This is a genomic window from Acetobacter fallax, from assembly GCF_011516735.1.
Lineage (GTDB): Bacteria > Pseudomonadota > Alphaproteobacteria > Acetobacterales > Acetobacteraceae > Acetobacter > Acetobacter fallax.
In genome coordinates this window covers 1-18,699 of sequence record NZ_WOSX01000042.1, presented here as the reverse complement: position 1 = coordinate 18,699, position 18,699 = coordinate 1, and the positions used below count along the sequence as shown (strand labels likewise).

The window sequence follows — 18,699 nt, the reverse complement described above, 5'->3', positions numbered from 1 at the left end:
CGATGTTTGATTTTGCCTGGTCGGAATTTGCGCTGATCGGGGTCGTGGCCCTTCTGGTGATCGGTCCGAAAGACATGCCGGTCGCAATCCGGACTGTCGCGCGCGCGGTGCGCAAGGCGCGGGGACTGGCTGGCGAATTCCAGTCCCATGTCGATGAGATGGTCCGTGAAGCCGATCTCGGCGAGGTGCGCGATCATGTCCGTGACCTGCGAAACCTGGACGTGCGCGGGAAGATCATGCGGACGATCGATGAAAACGGTCGCCTCCGCCGCTCGCTGGATGACCCGATGACGCGGCAGCCGCCGCTCATCAGCACTGCCACGCAGTCCGTTCCGGTTCTGCCATCACATGACGGCACAGAGAATAATGGCACAGGGGATTTCCAGCCGCCCCCTCTCGTTCCGCCACCAGCCCGCCCCGTGATAAGCGCGGTCCCGCTGGACAGCACGATATCCGTTGCGTTTCAGAACGCTGAGGTCACAGAGGCGCCGGCCTGTCTGCCGCCGTCCATCGTCCGCCGCATCGCCTCAGGCCGCCGGCACATGCTGGAGACGCCCGCGTTTCTGCCGCCACCCCGGGTTCTGCACGGTGACCGGCGTGTAGCACCATTTGAGGCTCCGCCCCCGGAAGGGCGGGCATGATTGCGATGATGAAGGAGGACGCGTCCTGAAAGACGATTCTATCCAGGACGAACCCATGCCCCTGCTCGACCATCTGGTCGAGCTGCGGCGCCGGCTGATCTGGTCCGCCGTGAGCTTCGCGCTCTGCTTCGCGCTCTGTTACCACTACGCGGGCGACATCTACCTGTTTCTCGCCCGTCCGCTCGGCGACATCATGCGTCAGAAAGGCGAGCAGCCGCATCTGATCTACACGGCGCTGTACGAAGCATTCTTCACCTATATCAAGGTGGCGATTTTTGGCGCCGCGTTCCTGTCATTCCCGGTCGTCGCCATGCAGGCCTGGATCTTCGTCGCACCTGGCCTCTATCGTTCCGAGAAGCGGGCCTTCGCGCCGTTCCTGATCGCCACGCCCATCCTGTTCCTGCTCGGCGCGGCGCTGGCCTATTATTTCATCTTTCCCGTCGCCTGGCGGTTTTTCCTGTCTTTCCAGACATCTGGCGGCGATGACGGGTTGCAGATCCAGCTTCAGGCCAAGGTCTCCGAATATCTGGCTCTGGTCATGAAACTGATCATGGCGTTCGGGATCGCGTTCGAATTGCCGGTGGTGCTGACACTGCTCGCCAAAGTGGGCATCGTCACATCAGCGCAGCTCAGAAAGATGCGGCGTTATGCCATTGTCGGCGCCTTCGTGGCCGCCGCGATCCTGACGCCACCGGACGTGATCACCCAGACCGGTCTGGCCGTTCCGCTCATCATACTTTACGAAATTTCCATCATCTCGGCGCGATTTGTCGAACCCAGGCCCGCGCCCGACACCGAAGATAAAGAGGCTTCCTGATGCACGACATTCGCGCCCTCCGCGCTGACCCCGACGGTTTCGATGCCGATCTGGCCCGTCGTGGACTTGAGCCCGTGTCGGCATCCATCCTCGCCCTCGATGAGGAGCGCCGGGCGGCTCAGACGACGGCACAGGAAAAGCAGACCCGCCGCAACGCACTGGCGAAAGAGATCGGCGCGATCAAACGTCAGAAGGGGGACAGCACAGACCTGGAGGCCGAAGCCAGAACCCTGCGTGAGGAGATGGAACAGCTCGACGCAAAGGCGCAGGCACTCGATACGGAGGTGAAGAACAGGCTGGCGGTCCTCCCCAACCGGCTGGACGCAGTCGTCCCGCCCGGCCCCGACGAAACCGCCAATGTCGTGGTGCATGAGCGTGGCGCCCGGCGCAATTTCAGCTTCACGCCAAAACAGCATTTCGAGCTTGGCGAGGCGATGACGCAGGGCGGCCTGCCACAGATGGATTTCGCCACGGCCTCAAAGCTGTCCGGTGCCCGGTTCGTGTTCCTGCGCGGCGGCATCGCCCGTCTTGAACGCGCGCTCGGACAGTTCATGCTCGATCTGCACGTGACCGAACATGGCTACAGCGAAACGCAGGTACCGGTTCTGGTGACCGAACAGGCGATGTACGGCACCGATAAGCTGCCTAAATTCGCAGATCAGTCTTTCTGCACCACAGACGGGCGCTGGCTGGTGCCAACAGCCGAAGTGCCGCTGACGGCTTCGGTGATGGGCGAAATTCTCGATCAGGCGCAACTGCCCGTTCGCATGACGGCGCTGTCGCTCTGCTTCCGCTCGGAAGCCGGTTCAGCCGGGCGCGATGTTCGCGGAATGCTGCGCCAGCATCAGTTCGAAAAAGTCGAGATGGTGTCCGTCACCACGCCGGAAGAGAGTGAAGCGGAGCATGAGCGGATGACCGCCTGTGCCGAACGCGTGCTCGACCTGCTCGAAATTCCATTCCGCCGAATGCAGCTCTGCGCGGGTGATACGGGCTTCGGCGCGGCCAGAACGTTCGACCTTGAGGCATGGCTGCCCGGTCAGCAGGCCTGGCGGGAAATCTCATCCTGCTCCAGCACGCGTGATTTCCAGGCCAGACGCATGAACACCCGCTATCGTCCGCAGGGCGGTGGTTCCCCTGTCTTTGTCCACACACTCAACGGGTCCGGCCTCGCCGTGGGCCGGACGCTGATCGCGGTGATGGAAAACTGGCAGAACGAAGATGGCAGCGTGACCGTCCCGCCCGTCCTGCGACCGTATATGGGCGGGCTGGAAAAGCTGTCCTGACAAGCACGAGGCGGTGCGTCTGGTCCTGAGCAGCGGCCTGTCTCCTGGAACCCGGCAAAGGCTCGCCTTTGCAAACCGTTTGTTATCAATAAACCGGGGTGCAGGGGCCTGCGGTCCCTGCCGGGTCCGGGCAGAGCCCGGAGACTCTCATCCACAGGTCAATCTTCATAGCCGCTGGTATTACCCCGGACCGGGTCAGCTCTCACTGGTATTCAACATCGAACCCATAAAGTAACCGGAACGCTTTCTCCTGAATCTCACTCTATTGTGATGAGATCGTTTCGTCTTACAAAAGCGTTCGATGCGGCAGAGGCTCAGCAGGACGATGACCTGTTTTCAACCGGAGCAGGAAAGCATCTTTACGGGCAGCTTCCTCTGACGGGGATACGATTTAGCAAAACGGAAAAGACAGATGGCTGCGGTATTCAGTCCACGGGCCAATGTCATCGCAACAGTATGCATGATTGGCGTTGCGGGCTTTATAGCGGGAGGCTGCATCTGGTGGTTCGCGTGGCCACGTTCGGATTATGTCCGGCGCGTCGGCTGGACCATTCAGCAACCTGTTCCATTCAGTCATCAGCATCATGTTTCGGGACTGGGTATCGATTGCAGGTTTTGTCACAGTAGCGTGGAACACAGCGCGCAGGCCAGTCTGCCACCGACCTTTACGTGCATGACCTGTCATTCACAGATCTGGACAAATGCTGACATGCTCTCAGCCGTTCGCAATAGCCTGACCAGCAATACACCACTTGTATGGGCACGTGTAACCGACGTTCCCGATTATGTTTATTTCAACCACAGTATTCATGTCGCCAAAGGCGTCGGATGCGAAAGCTGCCATGGCAACGTTGCCGCCATGCCACTGACTTATAAAGCAAAAACGCTCACAATGCGTTTCTGTCTCGATTGCCATCGCGATCCGGGTCTTCAGTTGCGACCAGTCGCCAGTATTTACGACACGGACTGGCACCGTAACAGGACGACGCCGTCTGCGGCGGAACTGATGCGTCAGTACCATGTCGGTGCCCGTAACCTGACGGAGTGTTCGATATGTCACCGCTAGACGGATTTACGGAGGCGAACAGTCTGACAGAGAGAGATCTGACAAGAAGGTTTCCACAACTGGAGCAGGCTCTGTTACATCCGCTCGACCGCCGCAGAGTCCTGAAATTGCTGGCGATGGCGCTCGCCGGTGGCGCTGTGACGGGATGCGATCCCGGCACACCGGATCGCGGTTTCGTCTCTGCCGTCCGGGCAGCTCCCGGCATTGTTCCGGGTCTGCCCAATGTCTATGCCAGTGCCCATGTTCGTGATGGATACGCCGAAGGTATTCTTGTTACCCATCAGATGGGACGGCCGACCAAAATCGAAGGAAATCCGGTGCATCCGGCGAGCCTCGGAGCCACCGATGTCATGGCACAGGCCTCGATTTACGATTTCTACGATCCGGACAGAGCCAGCGGCCCGTTGCATGAGGGTCTGCCGGCATCCTGGCAGGAGATTACAACGGCATTACAGAACTTCCGTCTCAAAGCAAAAGGCGGGAGAGCCGCAGGTAAAATCGATTCCGGCTTGCGGATACTGACCGGCACTACGACGTCGCCGACGATCGGTTCCGCGATCGACTCCCTGTGCGCGATGTTTCCTGGCGCCGTCTGGCATCAATGGGATGCCATTGATCGGGATGCAGTCCGTCAGGGTGCGACCATGGCCTACGGTCAGTCGGTTACGATCCTTCCCGATATTAACAGGGTAGATGTTCTTCTGGCCCTTGACAGCGATCTTCTGGAGGCATCGCCCGGCCACCTGCGCCATGCGCGCGCCTTCGCATCGCGGCGTAATCCGGCACGGGGAACGATGAACCGGCTTTACGCTGCCGAACCGCTTCCGTCACTGACGGGTGTTGCCGCCGACCATCGCTTTATCGTGTCACCCACAGACCTGAATGAAATTATCGGCCGGTTATCCACCGGTATTTTACAAAACGAAGCACCATCCGGTGGCCCGGACTGGCTGGTCCCCGTCATCGCGGATCTCCGCGGGGCTCCGGGCCGGGCCATGATTCATCTCGGTCCGCATCACGCCTCTGAGGCGCACGCCACCATCCATGCCCTGAATGAAGCGCTCGGAGGCCGGGGCCAGACGTTCGACGTGTTCGGAACACCGGAATATCAGGCTGCCGCGCCGGGTGGTTCCCTGTCGGCGCTGATGGATGACATGGAACGCGGACGGGTGAGCGCGCTGCTGATCGTCGACGTGAATCCCGTTTATCAGTCGCCCCGGTTCGCCAGTGCACTCCGCAACGTCGATCTGAGCGTCTGTCTTGCCGATCGCCCGCATGAAACCGCTGTCGCATCCCACTGGCATGTTCCGCTGGCCCATGCGCTGGAGGACTGGGGAGATGCCCGTGCCGATGACGGCACGGCCACCATTATGCAGCCGCAGGCAGGCGCCCTGTATGGCGGAATGAGCACGGTCAGCACCCTGCATGCCTGTCTGGGAACACCACTGCATCCGGCCATGGATCTCGTGCGCCAGACATGGCGCGACCATCTGCCGGATGTAAGGAGCTGGCACGATGCTCTGGCCTCCGGAATCATTCCCGGGACGGCCTCACCACGGATCGACGTCGCACTCCGGCCGGCGGCACGCCGCATAGCATCGCCATTGCCCGCATCCATCGCAACGGAGAGCCCCGTCCTGCTGCTGCGGCCGGATCCTCATCTGTGGGACGGACGGGGTGCCAATAATCCCTGGCTTCAGGAACTGCCGCGTCCGCTCAGCAAGACCGTGTGGGATAATCCGGTGTTTATAGCACCGGAGATGGCGAAGACTCTGAGCGTTCATAACGGTGACGAAGTCATCCTGTCGGTCGGTCCGCACCAGGTGAGGTTGCCGGTATGGATACAGCCGGGACAGGCTTCCGGATGCCTGGTCGGTTTGCTGGGGTGGGGGCGACGTCATGTCGGGGAGACAGGCAATGGCGTGGGGACGGATCTGTATCCGCTTCGTGATCAGGCCGGTGTCGTCAGCATTGTTCCCACCGGGCGACGAGCGACACCGGTTGCCTGTACGGAACATCATGCAACGCTGATCAGTGAGCGATCTTCCGATATCGTCCGACACGCAACACTGTCGCAGTTTCAGGAAAATCCTTCGTGCCTGAAGGAAAGCGCGGAAACTCCGTCTTCGGACGCCACACTTTACCGACGGCAACCCGATGCTCCCGTGGCATGGGGCATGAGCATCGATCTGAATGCCTGTATCGGCTGTAACGCCTGCGTGACGGCCTGCCAGGTGGAAAACAATGTGCCGGTTGTCGGGCGGGACGAAGTGCTCCGTCAGCGGGAAATGCACTGGCTGCGAATAGATCGTTCCTATGAGGGAACGCCGGAGGCCCCGGAGACGTTCTTTCAGCCGATGCTCTGCATGCATTGCGAACAGGCGCCTTGCGAGACGGTCTGTCCGGTCGGGGCCACAACGCATGACTCGGAAGGCCTGAATGTGATGGTCTATAACCGCTGCGTCGGCACCAAGTTTTGTTCCAACAACTGCCCTTACAAGGTCAGGAGATTTAACTATTTCGCCTTTGCCGAAGAAGAGCGTCGTCCGCCGGTCAGCCGTAATCCTGATGTTTCGGTGCGCTCACGCGGCGTTATGGAAAAATGCACGTTCTGTGTTCAGCGCATCGCGCAGGCACGGATCGTCTCTGATCGGGACGGGACGCCGGAGCGGGTTGTTACCGCCTGTCAGGCCGCCTGTCCCACGCAGGCCATCAGCTTCGGCAACCTGAGCGATCCGGAAGCGGAGGTGTCAGCCCGAAAGGGCAGTCCGCTGACCTATGTCCTGCTTCCGGAACAGGGAACACGGCCGCGCGTGACCTATGAAGGTCGTATCCTCAATCGCAATCCGGCGATCCGGCTGTGAGCCCGTCGGCCATAACGCCGATGACCGCCATGCCCGTCATCGCGCCCGGCGAGACTGCGCAGTCAATGACGGAGCGGATCTGTGACATCACCCTGCGTGAGGACAAATCCGTCCGGACACCGCTCTGGTGGTGGATTGCTTTCGGTCTTTCCTTGTCTCTGCTCGGTGGCGGCGTGGTGTCCGTCCTCTGGCTTTTTTACGCCGGTCTCGGCATCTGGGGGATCGACTGGCCCGTTGCCTGGGGATTCGACATCCTCAATTACGTATGGTGGATCGCCATCGCGTCCGGTGGCACGTTCATTTCCGCCCTGTTTTTCCTGCTGGGTGTCGAGTGGCGTACATCGCTGAACCGGCTCGCCGAAAGCCTGACTCTTTGTGCCGCGCTCTGTGCCGCCATCTTCCCGATCCTGCATCTGGGCCGCCCGTGGTTTTTCTACTGGCTTTTCCCCTACCCGAACACGATGGGTCTGTGGGCGCAGTTCCGGAGTCCGCTGGTGTGGGATTTCTTCGCCATTCTGGCTTACGTCCTCTGTTCGACGTTGTTCTGGTATTTCGGTCTGCTGCCTGATTTCGCGACGCTGCGCGACCGGGCGCAAGGGCGCGGGCAGCGCGTGTTTTACGGTATTCTGGCCATGGGATTCCGCGGATCGAACCGGCAGTGGCGGCATTACCGTCCTGTCTATGCCGTGACCGCCGCGCTCATGGCGCCGCTGGTGGTGTCGGTGCACAGCATCGTCGGCATGGATTTCGCCGGTGCTGCTGCAACCGGATGGCATTCGACCCAGTTTCCCCCGTTCTTCGTGTTCGGCGCCGCCCTGTCCGGGTTTGCTGTCGTGCTGCTGGTCCTGCTGCCGCTACGCCCGCTTCTGGGTCTTCAGCCCTACATTACCGCGCGTCATATCGACGTGCTGGGACGTCTGCTTCTGACCAGCAGCCTGTGCGTGACCTACGCCTATATCATGGATGCGTTCTCAACATTCTATGGCCCGGATCAGGCTGACCGGACAATGTTTCTCATCCGTGTTTCCGGCCTGTACGCACCGGTTTACTGGGGCACCGTTATTCTCAATGGCGTGCTGCCACAACTGTTCTGGTGGCGGTCATTCAGACTGAATCCGGTGCTGACCTGGCTGATCTGTTTCGGAGTGCTTGTCGGCATGTGGCTGGAGCGGTTCCAGATCATTGTCACAAGCCTGGCCCGGACACAGCTCCCGTCATCATGGGGACAGTACACGCCAACATTCTGGGAGTGGAGTCTGCTGTTCGGCACGATCGGCCTGTTTCTGACGACATTTCTGCTGATCGTGCGGCTGATCCCGATCGTGGCCATGGCGGAAATGCGCGCCATGCTGAGGAGGCCGCAATGATCATTGCCTCCTTCGCAACTGAGGTCGGACTTGGGAAAGCCGCCACCGATCTTCTGAGCCGGAATGTCGGAAGGGTGGAAACGTATCTCGGGATGGAACCGCAAAATGACCAGGAGGGCTCTGTTCTGCCTGCCGCCATGCTGTGCGGCGGTCTTGCCGGTGGCACCGGAGGGTTTTTGATGCAGGTCTGGGCCACGACCATCAGTTACCCGCTGAATATCGGCGGTCGCCCTGATTTCTCGTGGCCATCCTACGTTCCGGCGACTTTCGAGCTGGCAGTTCTGGGCGCGGTGCTGACGGGGTTTATCGGCTATTTCGTGCTGGCCGGACTACCGCATCTGTATGATCCGGTGGACGAAAGCGACCGCATGCGCCAGCCGATGCAGGGGGGCTACGTGCTTGTCGTCTATCCGTCCGACAGGGCGGCTGTCTGGAACACCCTGTCCGCTCATGCACCCATCGGGGTGGAGGAGACAGAAGAATGAATGTCTCCGCCGCCGGGCTGCTGCTTGCCGTGCTGCTGCTGGCGGGCGGCTGCGATGACATGACACAGCAGAAAAAGGAAAATCCTTATGCCAGCAGCGAGACAGCACCCGCGACTGTGCCAGATTCAGTCGTGGAATTTCAGGATTCCGACCATCCGCCGCCGGCTCTGACACTTACCCTTCTGCAACGCGGGCAGTCGGAATTCCATGCCTTTTGTTCGCCCTGCCATGCGGAAACGGGGAATGGTCACGGCATGGTCGTGCAACGCGGGTTTCCGGCTCCCGAACCCCTGACAGATCCTGACCTGATGACCGCGTCCCCGCGGCATCTCTACGATGTGCTGACCGACGGCAAAGGCATTATGTACGGGTTCGCGCAGCGTATCAGCCCGGAGGATCGCTGGGCTATCGTGGCCTATATGCGCGCGCTCCAGCTCAGTCAGCACGCGACGCTCGCATCACTCACGCCCGAACAGCAGGCCATGCCATGAGGCGTGCCCGGACTCTGGCATGGAGCATTGCCGCGTTCGCTCTGCTGATGCTTATCGCGGGGTCTGTCTGGTCGCCGGGATCGGTTCCGGGTCCATGGCTTGCGGTCAGTGCTGCGTGGATTGGCTGGCCGCTCGGCAGTATGGCGCTGATCCTGATTCATGCGCTCACAGGCGGCCGCTGGGGGGACCTGCTGCGTCCTGCCCTGCGTGCCGGTGTCGCTATATTGCCGCTGGGCGTGGCTGTGCTCGCGGTTCTGCTACCCGGCGCACGCACGCTCTACCCCTGGCTACAACCAGGAGCCGCTGCCGGACTGTCGAACGGGTTCTATCTGAACGCACCCTTCGCCGCGCTGAGGGTCGCGATTTACGTGATGACATGGGGCATGCTCGGGGTGCTGTGTCTCCGTGAACGCGGTTTATCGCACATCGCCCCGGCCGGCCTGATCGCGCTGGCCCTGACTTTCAGTTTCGCCGCCACGGACCTGACTCAGTCACTCGACCCGCACTTCGTCTCCAGCGCTTACGGACTGATCGCCATAGCAGGGGCTATCCTGATGGCTTTCGCCCTGGCCTTGTTACTGAGCGGTCTGCAGGCCTCACCGCAGGATCTGCGTGATTTCAGTCGTCTGCTGCTTGGGCTGACAGTGCTGTGGGCCTATCTCGATTTCATGCAATTTCTGATCGTCTGGCAATCGAACCTGCCGGCTGAGGCCGCGTGGTACGGGCCACGCCTGCGTGGTAGCTGGGGCCTCATCGCCATTACCATCGCTCTGCTGCATTTCGTGCTTCCCTTTGGTATGCTCGTGCTTTCCACGCTGCAGTCACGCCGCCCGGTTATTCTGGCGATCGCGGCCCTGCTCGTCACGATGGAAATCGTACGAAACTGCTGGCTGGTGCTCCCGACATGGCCGTCCGTTTCATGGGGAGTGACGGCCCTCGTTCTTGTCGTTTTCGGTTCAGGAAGCGCGGCTCTGGCCATGCGCAGCCTGTCATCGGGAGGGGCATATGGCTGAACGTCATACGCCGGTTTCCGATGCCACTCGTCCCCGGCACGAACCACGCGATGTCAGGCCCCGCGCAGTCATTGCCGGAGGCATCGTCATGACCGGCACAGTGGCGCTGCTCGTGCTTCTGGCCGATCTGATGTTTCCGCAACATGTGCTGGACCAGTCGTTGCATCCTCCCTTTCCGGTGCCGCCGGAGCCACGTCTCCAGACCGATCCGGCTGCGGACATGGCGGCATATCAGGCGCAGCAGACAAAGTGGCTGGAGAGTTTCGGGTGGACGGATCGTGCATCCGGTATTGCCCATATTCCTGTCGGGCAGGCCATGCGCCAGGTTGCCCGTGACGGGATTCCAGGCTGGCCATCTGACAAGGATGGTAAAAAATGACTGTTCTGCAAACGACTTTCCGTGATCTGGTTCGGATCGTTGCAATGGTCATCCTGTTCTGGCCTCTTTATCTGCACGCGCAGTCCGGGGGAAACCCACTCCGGCCAGACAGCATGCAGGATCTGGCCTTCACGCAGCGTCAGGGTGTTTCACTGCCGCTCGACGCCCGGTTCACGGACAGCGAGGGCCGGACACTTCCGCTCAATACGTTCATTGCCGGTCGTCCGGCGATCCTGTCGATCGGCTATTATCGTTGTCCTAATCTGTGCGATCTGGAACGCGAGGATCTCCTGCATGCGCTGAGCCTCAGCGGTCTGAAGACGCCAGGTGACTACACGCTGCTGGTCGTGAGTGTCGATCCCGCGGAAACGCCGGCTATCGCCAGGGAGGCCCGGGCTGACGATCTTGCGCGCTTTCCCGAAACAGGTTCTGAACAGGGCTGGCATTTTCTTGTCGGCAGCCAGGAAGAAACCGGGCGCCTCTCCAGAGCCGTTGGTTTTCATTCCCGATACGATAACGGTTTAAAGCAGTATCTGCATCCCATGGGACTGATTTTTGTGACACCGGCCGGCACGGTGTCAGGATATGTGCTCGGGGTCGGCTACCGCGCCGGTGACATCAGGCAGGCAGTGTCCCTGGCAGCAAAAGGGCAGCGTAGCGCAGCTTCGCCGATCCTGCTGCTCTGCTTTCATTACGATGCCACCACCGGGCGCTATACGCTGGCGATCGAAAAACTTCTGCGGCTGGCAGGCGTATTGACGGTCCTGACACTGGGAAGTCTGCTCGCCATGGCGCACTGGCGCAGGCTGTCATGACATGGCTTCCCGCAATCTCCTCGCACGCACAGCGGATCGACATCCTGCTGGGCGGTTTGCTCGTGGTCAGCCTCGCGGTGCTCGGGCTGGTCTTCGGTCTGATGTTCCTGAATGTGATCCGTTTCCGCAAAGGAAGCCGGATGCAGCCAGGGCACGAGGTCACAGAGCATAAAAACTGGCGCTTTGAAATTGGCTGGACATCCGTGACGCTGATCGTCTTTTTCGGCCTCTTTGTCTGGGCGGCGCGACTATACGTCGTGGGCTTTCAGCCACCTTCCGATGCCATCCAGATTTATGTGACCGGAAAACAATGGATGTGGAAGGTGCAGTATCCGGGGGGACAGCGGGAAATCAACGCACTGCATGTTCCGGCGGGGCGTCCGGTACAGCTTCTTATGACATCGGAAGATGTTATCCATGACTTTTCCATTCCTGCCCTGCGGATCAAGCATGATGTGCTGCCTGGCCGCTATCAGAGCCTCTGGTTCACGGCCATCACAACGGGAACATTCCGTTTCTACTGCACGCAGTTTTGCGGCATCGGCCATTCGCGGATGACCGGAATGCTGATGGTTCTGGATCGTGCGGCCTACGCGGACTGGCTTGATCATACACCGGCCAGTGGCAGTCTCGCCGCGAAGGGCGAGGTTCTGTTCATTCGGAATGGATGCAGCGGCTGTCATGTTTCGAGCCGGTATGCTCCGGATGCCACCGATAACAGTCGCGCTCCTTCGATGGCCGGACTTTACGGCAGTCAGGTCATTCTCGCCGATGGCAGCGCAACGAGAGTCGACAGCGCGTTCCTTCATGATGCCATCGTCAATCCGCCCGAGTGGCGCCGTGCTGGTTACACGACGCAGATGCCCTCGTTCCGCAGCGTCCTGAGCGAAGACGAGGTCGCGGCCCTGGTCGCCTATCTTCAGACCCTCTCGCCCTCCATTCCATCCGGCAGAAGCCCGGGCGTTACCGCCGGGCAGGAAGGGAACTGACCGTTATGACGGAAACCCCCGCATCCCTTTTCCCGGAGCGAAGCTATCTGTGGCAGGATGGCACCCTGCGCTCATGGCTTCTGACAACGGATCATAAGCGCATCGCATTATTATATTTGGTTACAATAACGGTATTTTTCGCCACAGGCAGTATCGGGGCAGCCCTGATCCGCCTGCAACTGATCGAGCCGGGTGGAATGATCCTGTCCGACGAAACCTACAGCCGCATGTTCACAATGCATGGCATCGTCATGGTCTGGCTGTTCCTCGTGCCTTCGATCCCTGTCACGTTCGGAAACTTTCTGGTGCCGCTGATGCTGGGCGCCCGGGATCTTGCCTTTCCACGTCTGAATCTTCTGAGCTGGTATCTGTTCGTGGCATCCGGACTTCTGGTGCTCTACGGGCTGTTTCGTGGTGGCCTGGAAACCGGATGGACGTTCTATACTCCGCTTTCAACGGATTATACCCAGGGACGTGTCCTGCCCGTGGTAGCCGGTGTTTTCCTGAGTGGTTTTTCCTCGATTGCCACCGGGGTCAACATCATCGTCAGCATCCATCAGTTACGGGCGCCTGGCATGACATGGTACCGCATGCCGCTGATGCTGTGGGCACTTTACGCGACCAGTGTGATTTTTGTTCTGGCTACCCCCGTCCTGAGCATCACGCTGCTGCTTCTGGCTTTCGAGCACATTTTCCGTGTTGGTGTATTTGACCCGGCTCTTGGCGGCGATCCTCTGCTGTTCCAGCACCTGTTCTGGTTCTATTCCCACCCCGCCGTTTACATCATGATCCTGCCCGGCATGGGCGTAGTGAGCGAAATCGTCAGTACTTTCTGCCACAAGCCGATTTTCGGTTACCGGTTCGTGGCATGGTCCTCCATTTCCATAGCAGCAATTGGATTTCTGGTGTGGGGACATCATATGTTCGTGGCTGGCACATCTCTGTACGCCGCCATTGTCTTTTCGATGCTCAGTTTTCTCGTCTCCGTTCCATCGGCCATAAAGGTTTTTAACTGGCTCGGAACCATGCACGGTGGCTCCATCAGACTGGACGCACCCATGCTCTACGCCATGGGTTTTATTGGCCTGTTCACGGTTGGCGGCCTGACCGGCCTGTTCCTTGCCTCGCTGGCAAGTGACGTGCATCTGACGCAAACCTATTTCGTCGTCGCCCATTTTCACTACATCATGGTGGGCGGGATGGTGTCCGCCTATTTCGGCGGGCTGCATTACTGGTGGCCCAAGATCACCGGTCGTATGTATCCGGAGATGTGGGGACGCATTGCGGCCGCGCTCATATTCTTCGGTTTCAACCTCACGTTTTTCCCGCAGTTCATCCTCGGATATGAGGGTATGCCACGCCGTTATGCGACATATCCTGAACAGTTTCAGGTGCTCAACGTGCTGTCATCCGCAGGCGCGAGCATTCTGGCCGTCGCCTATGTGCTGCCGCTTGTCTATTTCACATGGTCACTTTTCAAAGGAGCGCGGGCACCGGGAAATCCGTGGGCAGCAACAGGGCTGGAGTGGCAGACGTCATCGCCGCCGCCCACGGAGAATTTCGCCCGGACGCCGGAGGTTACATCTGGCCCATATGATTATGCCACGCTGGATCGCCTGAACAGGACAGCGGCGGAGGAGGCGCCCCATGTCTGACGCCGCGGATCCCCATGGGCCGTACGAAACTCTCCGTCATCAGGAAGAAACGACAATCGCGGGAATGTGGCTGTTTCTTGCAAGCGAAAGTCTGCTGTTCGGTGGTCTGTTCCTTGTCTCTCTTATTTATGCGCACACTCGTGCAAACGGCTGGGCCGCGGGCGTCCGGCACACGGATCTCGTCATTGGCGGCGTTAACACCGTCATTCTGATAACCAGCAGCGCGATTTATACTCTGGCGGTGGAAGCAGCCAGACAGGATCATAAACGCCGGGCAGTTCAGGCCGCTATGACTGCCGCGGCACTTGGACTGGTCTTCCTGCTTCTGAAAGCTTTTGAATGGAGTAAGGAGTTTAAAGAGCACCTGTTTCCCGGTACACATTTCGCCATTACTGGTGCTGATGCGGGGGGCGCTCAGTTATTTTATAGTTTCTATTTTCTGGCCACCTTCCTCCATGCTGTGCACATGATAGTCGGCACTGGACTGATCGCATGGATCTGTCTCAGAGCAGGAAAGGTAAATCCCGGGAAGAGCTGGAATACATCTGTGGAAATTGTTGGTTTGTACTGGAGTTTTGTCGATCTTGTATGGATGATTCTGTTTCCTGTGCTCTATCTGGTCGGGAGGACATGATGGGACGTATTTTCCTGTGCTGGAGCATGTTGCTGCTGCTTCTGGCAGGAGAAATAGTTGCAACACAAAGCGGCCTGGACAGGATGATCTGTGCTCTCGCCGTTCTGATGGTTCTCATTATCGTAATTGGATTTATGAAGATTTTTCAGGCTCCCTCCTTAGCCATCATTTTTGCGGTCGCGGGCCTGTTCTGGCTTGGTGTGCTGCTCATGCTCGGTAGTCTGGACAGTTTTACCCGCACCAGTTTCTTCACATCCGGGTTGCCTGTGTCACACTGGCCATGGCAGTCAGTATGATGGAGATGATGACTGTAATACCAGCGGATATGAAGATTGACCTGTGGATGAGAGTCTCCGTGCTCAGCCCGGACCCGGCAGGGACCGCGGGACACCCCGGTTTGCTGATCATAAAACGGTTTGCAAAGGCTCTGTCAGCGTTACGTGCTGGCTTCTTCCCAGGGCTTTGCCCTGGAACCCACCAAAGGTCACAGACCTTTGGAAACCATTTTATTATAAACAGATCGGGGTGAAGGGGCCTGCGACCCCTTCCGGGTGCGGGCAGAGCCCGGTCTTTAGCTAACTCTTTGAAAAATCACAGATCAACACTTAATGACAACAGAGCCTTTGCCGGGTTCCAGAGCAGAGCTCTGCCAGTCCCGCACCTCCCGGTCCTGCACCAGCCAGTCTTATACCGGTCAGAGGCCAGACCCGCTGATATAATACCAATCCGCATAAAGCCTGGTCGTCATAAAGAAGTCCTGTATCAGGCCGAAGGCTTTCCGGATCGGCAGATCATTGAGGGCGCATAGCTGGTGCCTCCTGCTATCGGGTGCAGGAGCCAGTGCATCGCGTCACGTCACGTGGTGTCTCTTCCAGTGTGCGGCGCATGGTCTCTGCGATCCCGTCATCCCCGATCCGGACACTGGCGGATTTATGTTTGTATCTGTGACCGGGTTATCATTGCCGACCTCACGGTGAGATGAGCCAGGGACAGGCACGTTTATTTATAAAGCTGGTCAAATATACCACCGTCAGAAAAATGCTTTTTCTGAACAGCCGTCCATCCGCCCAGACTTGCTATGTCGAACGTCGCGATTTTCGGAAAGATGTCACCATGCCGTGCCAGAATCGCGGGATCACCGGGTCTGAAATAGTGTTTGATACCGATTTCCTGGCCTTCCTGAGCAAACAGGAAGTCGACATAAGCCGAAGCAATGGCTTCGGTCCCATGAGCCTTAACATTTTTGTCGACAACAGCGACAGGTGGTTCAGCAAGAATGCTGACTGAAGGAACGACAACATCAAATTTGTCCGGTCCGATATCACGTGCCGCCAGCAGTGCTTCGTCTTCCCAGGCAATAAGAACATCCCCGAGCTGCCGCTGGACAAAAGAGTTTGTTGCGCCGCGGGCACCGGTATCGAGAACGGGGACGTGTTTGAAAAGTGTTTTCAGATAGGTTTTTGCGGCTTCTTCAGAGTTTCCATTCGAGCGTAATGCCCATCCCCATGCGGCGAGATAGTTCCACCGCGCGCCACCGGATGTTTTGGGATTGGGAGTGATGACCTTCACGTCATCACGGATCAGATCCGGCCAGTCCCGGATGTTTTTCGGATTTCCCTTACGAACAAGAAATAAGATCGTGCTCGTAAAAGGGGTGGAATTATGTGGCAGTCGTTTCTGCCAGTCTGTGGACAGAAATCCATGCTGAGCCAGAATGTCGATGTCATATGCCAGTCCCAGTGTTACCACATCGGCAGGAGCGCCTTCCAGAACCGAACGGGCCTGCGCGCCGGAGCCTCCGTGGGATGTTTTTACCAGAACCCGGTCGTCCGGATGTTGTTTTGTCCAGCTTGCTGAAAAAGAGCGATCGATTTCTGCATAAAGTTCACGGGTCGGATCGTAAGAAACGTTCAGGAGTGAGTAATTTGCAGCATGAGCCGGACGAAGCGTTATGCCGGCGAAAGCAGCTGCACCCGCGGTCACTGTTCCCTTCAGAAAAAAGCGACGGGAGAATTGGAATCGATTATACGACATCGTTATATCTTCCAGTTAAATCAGAAAGTCGCCTGAATGCGGCCGACAATGGCATTTCCGTCCCGACCGAACAGATTGACGTTACCTGACACACCTTTTGACCGTGAGGCGATGAAGCGTGCGTAATCGAGCATAAACTTGATGTGCTGGGTCGGGTACCAGTTGAAACCTCCCTGCCAGACTGTCTGCTGATTGCCATTGATGCCCTTACCACCCTGGTTCGGAAGATCGTTCAGATCCGTCACGCTCCAGCGTCCGCTGACTTCCAGGGCACCCCAGTGATTGTGCAGGGGATCGAAGTCGTATTCGACTCCCGGTGTTGTAAATGCCGCTGTTTTTTCGTTGTAGGCACGGGGATGCCCGAACAGCGTATAGTTTGCAGCTACGTACCAGCCATCAAACCCGAGTGACGGAAGGTTTGTGACCATGGACTGTTGATTACGCTGCACGCCGATATGGTAATATTCCCCTTTCAGCAGGAAACGTTTCCATCTGACGCCGAACTGGGGGCCGGCCGCCCAGATCTGCGCGACATTGGTAAGAGCCCCGGAGGTAACAAGCGCGGTTTCCCCCAGCGGAACTTCCATATTATCACTGAAGGTATAATTTCGCCCGCTGGAGTTTTCATTGACCTTGAATGCCGCGGTTGCCCCGGCTCCGACATGCACGTCGATGTCCTTTGTCATGTAGGGGCGCCCGACCAGACGCACGATGGCACCTGTCTGGCTATCCGTGATCGTGGTGTCTTTCGATCTGTCACCGAATTTCTGGCCGGTAAAATATGCTGCTGCGAGCCAGCGCTTTTCATAATGCTCGCCACCCACGCTGAATCGCGCCACACCACCGGCGAGATTGCGCACCAGATCAATGATCGTCGGACGCTCCAGGAACTCGAAGGCATTCGCCCGCTCGGCGCTCTCCTCTTCCATGCGCGGCTGAAAATAACCGGCGGTCAGCGTGGTATGGCGTAGCCCGGTATAGTTCAGGTTAGCCTCAAAAAGACCAGCCGTGCCATCGACTGAGCTTGAACCGAAATCAGGCGTCACATTGGCGACCCAGTCTTTATAACGCCATGTCAGATAGATGCGCAGCCGGCGCGCATTCTCCGTCAGCTTGTTGAAGTTCCCGGAACCCTCGCCGGCTTTAGGGCCGGCTCCCAGGAAGCCGCCGATATCCTCCTGCGCAGTCAGACCGATGGAGAAAGCATAGGCTTTATCCTCGGACGCGATTGTCGGACGTCCTTTCGGAAAACCAACCTGAATCCCGCCAATCTGCATTGTCTCGTCTTTTGATGTGGCCGCTTTGAAATCCGCCCAGGATTGTGCCGGGCCTTCTGACGACGCGAGACGGCTGTCGGCCGCAGAGCGTGGACCATCAGGAAGGCGCGGCGGATGGCGCGCCGCCTCCTGCTGAGCGAAGACGGGTGTCACTTCCGGCACATCGGCTGAACCGGGCGAATGCAACCGATGGCGAGCAGGGGCACCCGCCAGCTGCGTATGAGAAGGCGTCTGATTTCCGGGGTGTTCATAGTGTGCGATGCGCATCTGAAGATGCTGAATCTCGCCCTGCATTTCGCGCCGCATGGCCGCCAGTTCTTTTCTGAGGGCAGCAACCTCGGGGTCCTGCGTTGCCGCATGGACTTCACATGGGAACACAATTGTCATTGCGGTTGAGGCTGTTAGCACGACCTGACGAAGAGAAAAGGACATAGAAGGCGACCCATATAACACTATTATATATCGTTGATTGATACATAAGCCATTTAATAATCGTAATATACATTTTCTCCGGACACAATGAGCTTCCGGAAGATTTTATATAACGATGATAAGTTGTTGTTTGTGGGGCGAAATATCCTTCAAAGACAGGTTCAGTTTTGCCCCGGTTACGCGTCGGGAGTTATGATTCCACCATCCGCCAAAACGGAGGATCATCATTAAAAGTGTCATGCGGGTCAGGCGATTTCACCTGCGCAGCCTCACAAAGGTCACTACTGGAGGGGGCCCTCGTCGTCATAATCCCGAAGACCCCCTGACCCGACAGGCTGCTGATGGATAATACCGGAGGGTCTGGGCTTTGATCTGTGTGAGACAGGCCGGTGCAGGACCCGGCAGGGCTCTGCCCTGGAACCCGGCAAAGGCTCGCCTTTGCAAACCGTTTTATGAT

17 protein-coding genes are annotated in these 18,699 nt (G+C 58.5%); 15 read left to right on the top strand and 2 right to left on the bottom strand.

What is annotated here, in order from left to right:
* The first annotated feature begins 2 nt into the window (after positions 1–2).
* The 15 genes from tatB (at position 3) to GOB85_RS15335 (ending at position 14,795) form a co-directional block, all read left to right on the top strand.
* On the top strand, positions 3–641 hold the full coding sequence (tatB, locus tag GOB85_RS15405; protein ID WP_173578362.1) for a Sec-independent protein translocase protein TatB: 639 nt from the start codon (positions 3–5) through the stop codon (positions 639–641).
* Between the two features lie 55 nt (positions 642–696).
* Positions 697–1,458, top strand: a complete 762-nt coding sequence (tatC, locus tag GOB85_RS15400; protein WP_173578363.1) for a twin-arginine translocase subunit TatC — start codon at positions 697–699, stop codon at positions 1,456–1,458.
* Positions 1,458–2,741, top strand: coding sequence for a serine--tRNA ligase (serS, locus tag GOB85_RS15395; protein ID WP_173578364.1), 1,284 nt, complete (start codon positions 1,458–1,460; stop codon positions 2,739–2,741). Before tatC ends, serS begins: the two co-directional genes overlap by 1 nt.
* 412 nt (positions 2,742–3,153) lie before the next feature.
* Entirely contained in the window at positions 3,154–3,807 is a 654-nt protein-coding gene (locus tag GOB85_RS15390) for a cytochrome c3 family protein (protein WP_173578365.1), read from the top strand.
* Positions 3,795–6,671: a 4Fe-4S dicluster domain-containing protein gene (locus tag GOB85_RS15385; RefSeq protein ID WP_173578366.1), complete on the top strand. Its 2,877-nt coding sequence runs from the start codon at positions 3,795–3,797 to the stop codon at positions 6,669–6,671. Before GOB85_RS15390 ends, GOB85_RS15385 begins: the two co-directional genes overlap by 13 nt.
* Entirely contained in the window at positions 6,668–8,038 is a 1,371-nt protein-coding gene (gene nrfD / locus GOB85_RS15380; protein ID WP_338421773.1) for an NrfD/PsrC family molybdoenzyme membrane anchor subunit, read from the top strand. The genes GOB85_RS15385 and nrfD overlap by 4 nt, the downstream gene beginning before the upstream one ends.
* Positions 8,035–8,523, top strand: coding sequence for a DUF3341 domain-containing protein (locus GOB85_RS15375; RefSeq protein ID WP_173578367.1), 489 nt, complete (start codon positions 8,035–8,037; stop codon positions 8,521–8,523). The genes nrfD and GOB85_RS15375 overlap by 4 nt, the downstream gene beginning before the upstream one ends.
* Positions 8,520–9,014, top strand: coding sequence for a c-type cytochrome (locus tag GOB85_RS15370; protein WP_173578368.1), 495 nt, complete (start codon positions 8,520–8,522; stop codon positions 9,012–9,014). Before GOB85_RS15375 ends, GOB85_RS15370 begins: the two co-directional genes overlap by 4 nt.
* The gene (locus tag GOB85_RS15365; RefSeq protein WP_173578369.1) at positions 9,011–10,027 is read left to right on the top strand and encodes a hypothetical protein; all 1,017 of its coding nucleotides are present in this window, start codon (positions 9,011–9,013) and stop codon (positions 10,025–10,027) included. Before GOB85_RS15370 ends, GOB85_RS15365 begins: the two co-directional genes overlap by 4 nt.
* Positions 10,020–10,406 (top strand): hypothetical protein, encoded by a 387-nt coding sequence (locus tag GOB85_RS15360; RefSeq protein WP_242011558.1) that lies wholly within the window; start codon positions 10,020–10,022, stop codon positions 10,404–10,406. The genes GOB85_RS15365 and GOB85_RS15360 overlap by 8 nt, the downstream gene beginning before the upstream one ends.
* Entirely contained in the window at positions 10,403–11,221 is an 819-nt protein-coding gene (locus GOB85_RS15355) for an SCO family protein (protein WP_242011557.1), read from the top strand. The genes GOB85_RS15360 and GOB85_RS15355 overlap by 4 nt, the downstream gene beginning before the upstream one ends.
* Entirely contained in the window at positions 11,218–12,210 is a 993-nt protein-coding gene (gene coxB, locus GOB85_RS15350; protein ID WP_173578370.1) for a cytochrome c oxidase subunit II, read from the top strand. The genes GOB85_RS15355 and coxB overlap by 4 nt, the downstream gene beginning before the upstream one ends.
* Positions 12,211–12,215: 5 nt before the next feature.
* Positions 12,216–13,865: a cytochrome c oxidase subunit I gene (gene ctaD, locus GOB85_RS15345; protein ID WP_173578371.1), complete on the top strand. Its 1,650-nt coding sequence runs from the start codon at positions 12,216–12,218 to the stop codon at positions 13,863–13,865.
* Positions 13,858–14,499, top strand: coding sequence for a cytochrome c oxidase subunit 3 (locus GOB85_RS15340; protein WP_173578372.1), 642 nt, complete (start codon positions 13,858–13,860; stop codon positions 14,497–14,499). Before ctaD ends, GOB85_RS15340 begins: the two co-directional genes overlap by 8 nt.
* On the top strand, positions 14,496–14,795 hold the full coding sequence (locus GOB85_RS15335; protein ID WP_242011556.1) for a hypothetical protein: 300 nt from the start codon (positions 14,496–14,498) through the stop codon (positions 14,793–14,795). Before GOB85_RS15340 ends, GOB85_RS15335 begins: the two co-directional genes overlap by 4 nt.
* 703 nt (positions 14,796–15,498) lie before the next feature.
* On the opposite strand, the gene GOB85_RS15330 is transcribed toward GOB85_RS15335, so the two are convergent.
* On the bottom strand, positions 15,499–16,533 hold the full coding sequence (locus GOB85_RS15330) for a sulfate ABC transporter substrate-binding protein (RefSeq protein ID WP_173578373.1): 1,035 nt from the start codon (positions 16,531–16,533) through the stop codon (positions 15,499–15,501).
* A 20-nt stretch (positions 16,534–16,553) separates the two neighbouring features.
* Positions 16,554–18,242, bottom strand: coding sequence for an OprO/OprP family phosphate-selective porin (locus GOB85_RS15325; RefSeq protein ID WP_173578374.1), 1,689 nt, complete (start codon positions 18,240–18,242; stop codon positions 16,554–16,556).
* Between the last annotated feature and the right edge of the window lie 457 nt (positions 18,243–18,699).

Coding starts and splice junctions, on each gene's coding strand:
- tatB (WP_173578362.1), top strand. CDS start 3: ATGTTTGATTTTGCCTGGTCGGAATTTGCGCTGATCGGGGTCGTGGCC.
- tatC (WP_173578363.1), top strand. CDS start 697: ATGCCCCTGCTCGACCATCTGGTCGAGCTGCGGCGCCGGCTGATCTGG.
- serS (WP_173578364.1), top strand. CDS start 1,458: ATGCACGACATTCGCGCCCTCCGCGCTGACCCCGACGGTTTCGATGCC.
- GOB85_RS15390 (WP_173578365.1), top strand. CDS start 3,154: ATGGCTGCGGTATTCAGTCCACGGGCCAATGTCATCGCAACAGTATGC.
- GOB85_RS15385 (WP_173578366.1), top strand. CDS start 3,795: ATGTCACCGCTAGACGGATTTACGGAGGCGAACAGTCTGACAGAGAGA.
- GOB85_RS15375 (WP_173578367.1), top strand. CDS start 8,035: ATGATCATTGCCTCCTTCGCAACTGAGGTCGGACTTGGGAAAGCCGCC.
- GOB85_RS15370 (WP_173578368.1), top strand. CDS start 8,520: ATGAATGTCTCCGCCGCCGGGCTGCTGCTTGCCGTGCTGCTGCTGGCG.
- GOB85_RS15365 (WP_173578369.1), top strand. CDS start 9,011: ATGAGGCGTGCCCGGACTCTGGCATGGAGCATTGCCGCGTTCGCTCTG.
- GOB85_RS15360 (WP_242011558.1), top strand. CDS start 10,020: ATGGCTGAACGTCATACGCCGGTTTCCGATGCCACTCGTCCCCGGCAC.
- GOB85_RS15355 (WP_242011557.1), top strand. CDS start 10,403: ATGACTGTTCTGCAAACGACTTTCCGTGATCTGGTTCGGATCGTTGCA.
- coxB (WP_173578370.1), top strand. CDS start 11,218: ATGACATGGCTTCCCGCAATCTCCTCGCACGCACAGCGGATCGACATC.
- ctaD (WP_173578371.1), top strand. CDS start 12,216: ATGACGGAAACCCCCGCATCCCTTTTCCCGGAGCGAAGCTATCTGTGG.
- GOB85_RS15340 (WP_173578372.1), top strand. CDS start 13,858: ATGTCTGACGCCGCGGATCCCCATGGGCCGTACGAAACTCTCCGTCAT.
- GOB85_RS15335 (WP_242011556.1), top strand. CDS start 14,496: ATGATGGGACGTATTTTCCTGTGCTGGAGCATGTTGCTGCTGCTTCTG.
- GOB85_RS15330 (WP_173578373.1), bottom strand. CDS start 16,533: ATGTCGTATAATCGATTCCAATTCTCCCGTCGCTTTTTTCTGAAGGGA.
- GOB85_RS15325 (WP_173578374.1), bottom strand. CDS start 18,242: ATGTCCTTTTCTCTTCGTCAGGTCGTGCTAACAGCCTCAACCGCAATG.